Source organism: Streptomyces sp. NPDC058662, from assembly GCF_042716255.1.
In the GTDB taxonomy this organism is placed as follows: Bacteria; Actinomycetota; Actinomycetes; order Streptomycetales; family Streptomycetaceae; genus Streptomyces.
In genome coordinates this window covers 1-3,671 of the sequence record NZ_JBHXRU010000199.1, presented here as the reverse complement: position 1 = coordinate 3,671, position 3,671 = coordinate 1, and the positions used below count along the sequence as shown (strand labels likewise).

Sequence of the window (3,671 nt, the reverse complement as noted above, 5' to 3'; positions counted from 1 at the left end):
TGCCCCCACCCTCCCCCCCCCCCCCCACACCGGCCCCGCACCCCCACCCCCGCACCCACCCCCGCACCCACCCCCGCCCGAGCCCCCGCAGGGCCCCCGCCCCGCCGGGCACCCCCGCACCACCCCCGCAACAGCCGACCCGCCCCACCCCGCCGCTCGCCTCCTCCCCCAGCGCGGCCCAGCGTGCCCCGACCCGGCCCCGGCAACGGCCCCGCCCCGGCCCCGGCAACGGACGCGGCCCCGGTCACCCGCAGCCCGGAGCCCGCAGCCCCCGCGCCCGGCCCCGGCCCCGGCCCACCCCGGCCCCGAGCCGGTCAGGCGGTTGTTCATCGCAGGTTCGCGTGGGCGACGCGGCCGGGCCGGAGGGAGACGGCACGCTGGTGCGAACCACCCCCGCCCGTCCCTGGAGACGCACCCGATGGCATCGACCCCGCCCACCCGCCGGACCCTCATCGGCCGTTCCCTCGCCGTCTCGTCCGCCCTGCTCGCCGTCCCCGGCCTCACCGCCCCGGCCTTCGCCCGCTCCGGCCGCCCCAGCGCGGCCTGGGGCGTCCAGTCCGGCGAGATCACCGCGCACTCGGCCACCGTCTGGACCCGCTCCGACCGCCCCGCGCGCATGCACGTCGAAACCTCCCCGAGCGAATCGTTCCGCTACGCCGTCCGCCGCCACCGGGGGCCGCTCCTCGGGCCGACCACCGACTTCACCGGGACCACCGTCCTGCGCGACCTCCCGCCCGGCCAGCAGATCCACTACCGGGTCGTCCTCGCCGACCCCGACGACCCGCGCCGAACCTCCCAGCCGGTGCGCGGCAGCTTCCGCACGACCCCCGTCTCACGCCGCCGGGGTGTGCGCTTCCTGTGGTCCGGGGACCTGGCGGGGCAGGGCTGGGGCATCAACCCGGACATGGGCGGCTACCGCGTCTTCGATGAGATGCGGCTGCGCGATCCGGACTTCTTCCTGTTCAGCGGGGACACCATCTACGCCGACGGACCGATCCTGCCGTCCGTGCCCCTGCGGGACGGCAGCCTCTGGCGCAACGTCACCACCGAGGAGAAGGCGAAGGTCGCCGAGACGCTCGACGAGTTCCGCGGGAACTTCCGCTACAACCTCCTCGACCGCAACCTGCGCGAGTTCAACGCCCAGGTCCCGGTCCTGGCCCAGTGGGACGACCACGAGGTGCGCAACAACTGGTACCCGGGCCAGCGCATCGACGACCCCCGCTACACGGTCAGGGACGTCGACACACTGGCCGGCCGCGCCCGCCGCGCCTTCGAGGAGTACTTCCCCGTCACCGACCTGCGCGGTGGCCGCGCCGAGGGCCGGATGTACCGCGTGATGCGCTACGGCCCCCTGCTCGATGTCTTCGTGCTCGACATGCGCACCTACCGCAACGCCAACTCCCCCGGCACGCAGACCGAGGACCCCGTCGGCATCCTCGGCCCCGAGCAGCTGGCCTGGCTGCGGCGCGAGCTCTCCCGGTCGCGCGCCACCTGGAAGGTCCTGGCGGCCGACATGCCCCTGGGCATCGTGGTCCCCGACGGGGCGGCGGCCTTCGAAGCCGTCGCCCAGGGCGATCCCGGCGCACCGCTGGGCCGCGAGCTCCAGATCGCCGAGCTCCTGCGGCACATCAAGCACCAGCGCATCACCGGAACCGTGTGGCTCACCGCCGACGTCCACTACACCGCCGCGAACCACTACGCGCCCGAGCGGGCGGCCTTCGACGACTTCGCGCCGTTCTGGGAGTTCGTGTCCGGTCCGGTCGGTGCGGGCGGTTTCCCGGCAGGGCGACTCGACGGCACCTTCGGCCCTCGGACGGCGTTCGTCCAGTCGGCGCCGTTCGCCAACATGTCCCCGTCGGAGAATCCCCCGTACTACGGCGAGGTGGACATCGACGGCGGGAGCGGGGAACTGACCGTACGGCTGCGGCAGCAGGGCGGCGGAGTACTGTTCAGCACGACGCTCCAGCCCGGCCGCGTCGGCCTCTAGGAACAGCGGCAGGCGGGGCGAGTCCGGCAGTCGCCGACCCGGACCTGAAGGTCGGATTCCGGAAACCAGCCGGACAATCGGATGAAATCGGCCAGATGGATACTTAACCCATCGGTCACAGATCGTTCGTGATCACGCAACACCCTTGCGCCACAGTGGTGTGCATGACTGACCGTGATCTCGCCTCCGCCCAGCGTCCCCGCCACCACCGCCACCACTGGCGCCGCGACCTCGTCGAACTCGCCGCGCTGTTCTGCGCTGTCGCGGTCGCCGACGCCATCGCCAATCTCGTCGTGCACGGCCCGCGGGGCCCGGTCCTGCTGGTCGCCTCGGCCGTGGCGCTCCTGATCACAGCGGCCTTCCACACCTGGTGGGCACGGCGCCACAGCCATGCCCCGCCGCCGGACACCACCGCGCCGTCGGATCCGGGCACCCGCCCGGATCCGACGGCGGACACGCGCGGCACGAGCGAGAGCACCAGCACCAGCACCAGCACCAGCACCAGCACCAGCACCAGCCTGTGGCGGATGCGCACGACCGTCCGGGACGAGCCCGGTTCGCTGGCCGCGCTCTGCACCGCGCTCGCCCGCAACGGCGTCGACATCCTGACCCTCCAGACCCACCCGCTCCCCGAAGGGGGCATCGTCGACGAGTTCCTCCTGCGCGCCCCGCAGCAGCTGCCGTCCGCCGACCTGACCCGGGCCATCGCCGGGGCGGGCGGCCACAGCACCTGGATCGAGCGGGCCGACGCCCACGACCTGGTCGACACCCCGACCCGGGTCCTGGGCCTGGCCACGCGCACCGCCCTCGACGCCGCCGAACTCCCCCTCGCCCTGCGCCAGCTGCTCGGCCGCTGCACGATCCACTCCATCCCCGCGACCACGCTCTCCGGCCGCCCCAACGCCGGCGCCGACGCCCCGGTCGAGGGCGTGCTGGAGTCCACGGTCATGCGGCTGCGCGACCCCTCGGGCGGCGCCATCACCGTGGAGCGGCCCCACCTGCCCTTCACTCCGACGGAGTTCGCCCGTGCCCGCGCCCTGGTCGAGCTCGACACGCGGCTCGGTCCCCGCGTCCCGCGCAGCCAGCACGTACTGACGCTGCCCGAGGGCAACGAGATCACCGTGCGCCGCGCCGACGGCTCCGACCAGGCGGCGGCCCGCGCGATGCACGACCGCTGCTCCGAGCGCACCCTGTCGCTGCGCTACCACGGCCCCGTGGCCGACGCCGACCGCTACCTCGGCCACCTGCTGAGCCCGCGCTTCGGCCGGACCCTCGCCGCCACCACCGCCTCGGGCCGGCTCGTCGCCCTCGGGCACCTGCTGTGGGACGGCGACGAGACCGAGGTCGCCCTGCTCATCGAGGACGACTGGCAGCGCCGGGGCATCGGCTCCGAGCTGCTGCGCCGGCTCCTCGCCATGGCCGTCGAGGCCGGGTGCGACAGCGTGTACGCCGTGACCCAGGCCTCCAACACCGGCATGGTGGCCGCCATGCGCGGGCTCGGACTCCCCCTCGACTACCAGATCGAGGAGGGCACCCTGGTGATCACCGCCCGGCTCGACGCACGTCCCGTCGGCTCCCCGCTCCCGTACGAGCTCTCCGGCGAACTCCCGCTCGCCGACCGGGCCCACCGCCCCCTCCGCTGAAGGCCCGCCCCCGCCGGTCCGCGGCCGACGCGCACCAGCGC

The 3,671-nt window shown here is 74.5% G+C and carries 2 protein-coding genes; both read left to right on the top strand.

What is annotated here, in order from left to right; genetic code table 11:
* Nucleotides 1-418: 418 nt before the first annotated feature.
* Nucleotides 419-1,987 (top strand): alkaline phosphatase D family protein, encoded by a 1,569-nt coding sequence (locus ACFWUQ_RS31305; RefSeq protein WP_384544779.1) that lies wholly within the window; start codon nucleotides 419-421, stop codon nucleotides 1,985-1,987.
* Between the two features lie 164 nt (nucleotides 1,988-2,151).
* Nucleotides 2,152-3,630 carry a GNAT family N-acetyltransferase gene (locus tag ACFWUQ_RS31300; RefSeq protein ID WP_384544777.1) on the top strand — a complete coding sequence of 493 codons (1,479 nt, stop codon included), beginning with the start codon at nucleotides 2,152-2,154 and terminating at the stop codon, nucleotides 3,628-3,630.
* The last annotated feature ends 41 nt before the right edge of the window (nucleotides 3,631-3,671 follow it).

Excerpts from the sequence above, each read along its gene's own strand:
- ACFWUQ_RS31305 (WP_384544779.1), top strand. The coding sequence starts at position 419 with ATGGCATCGACCCCGCCCACCCGCCGGACCCTCATCGGCCGTTCCCTC.
- ACFWUQ_RS31300 (WP_384544777.1), top strand. The coding sequence starts at position 2,152 with ATGACTGACCGTGATCTCGCCTCCGCCCAGCGTCCCCGCCACCACCGC.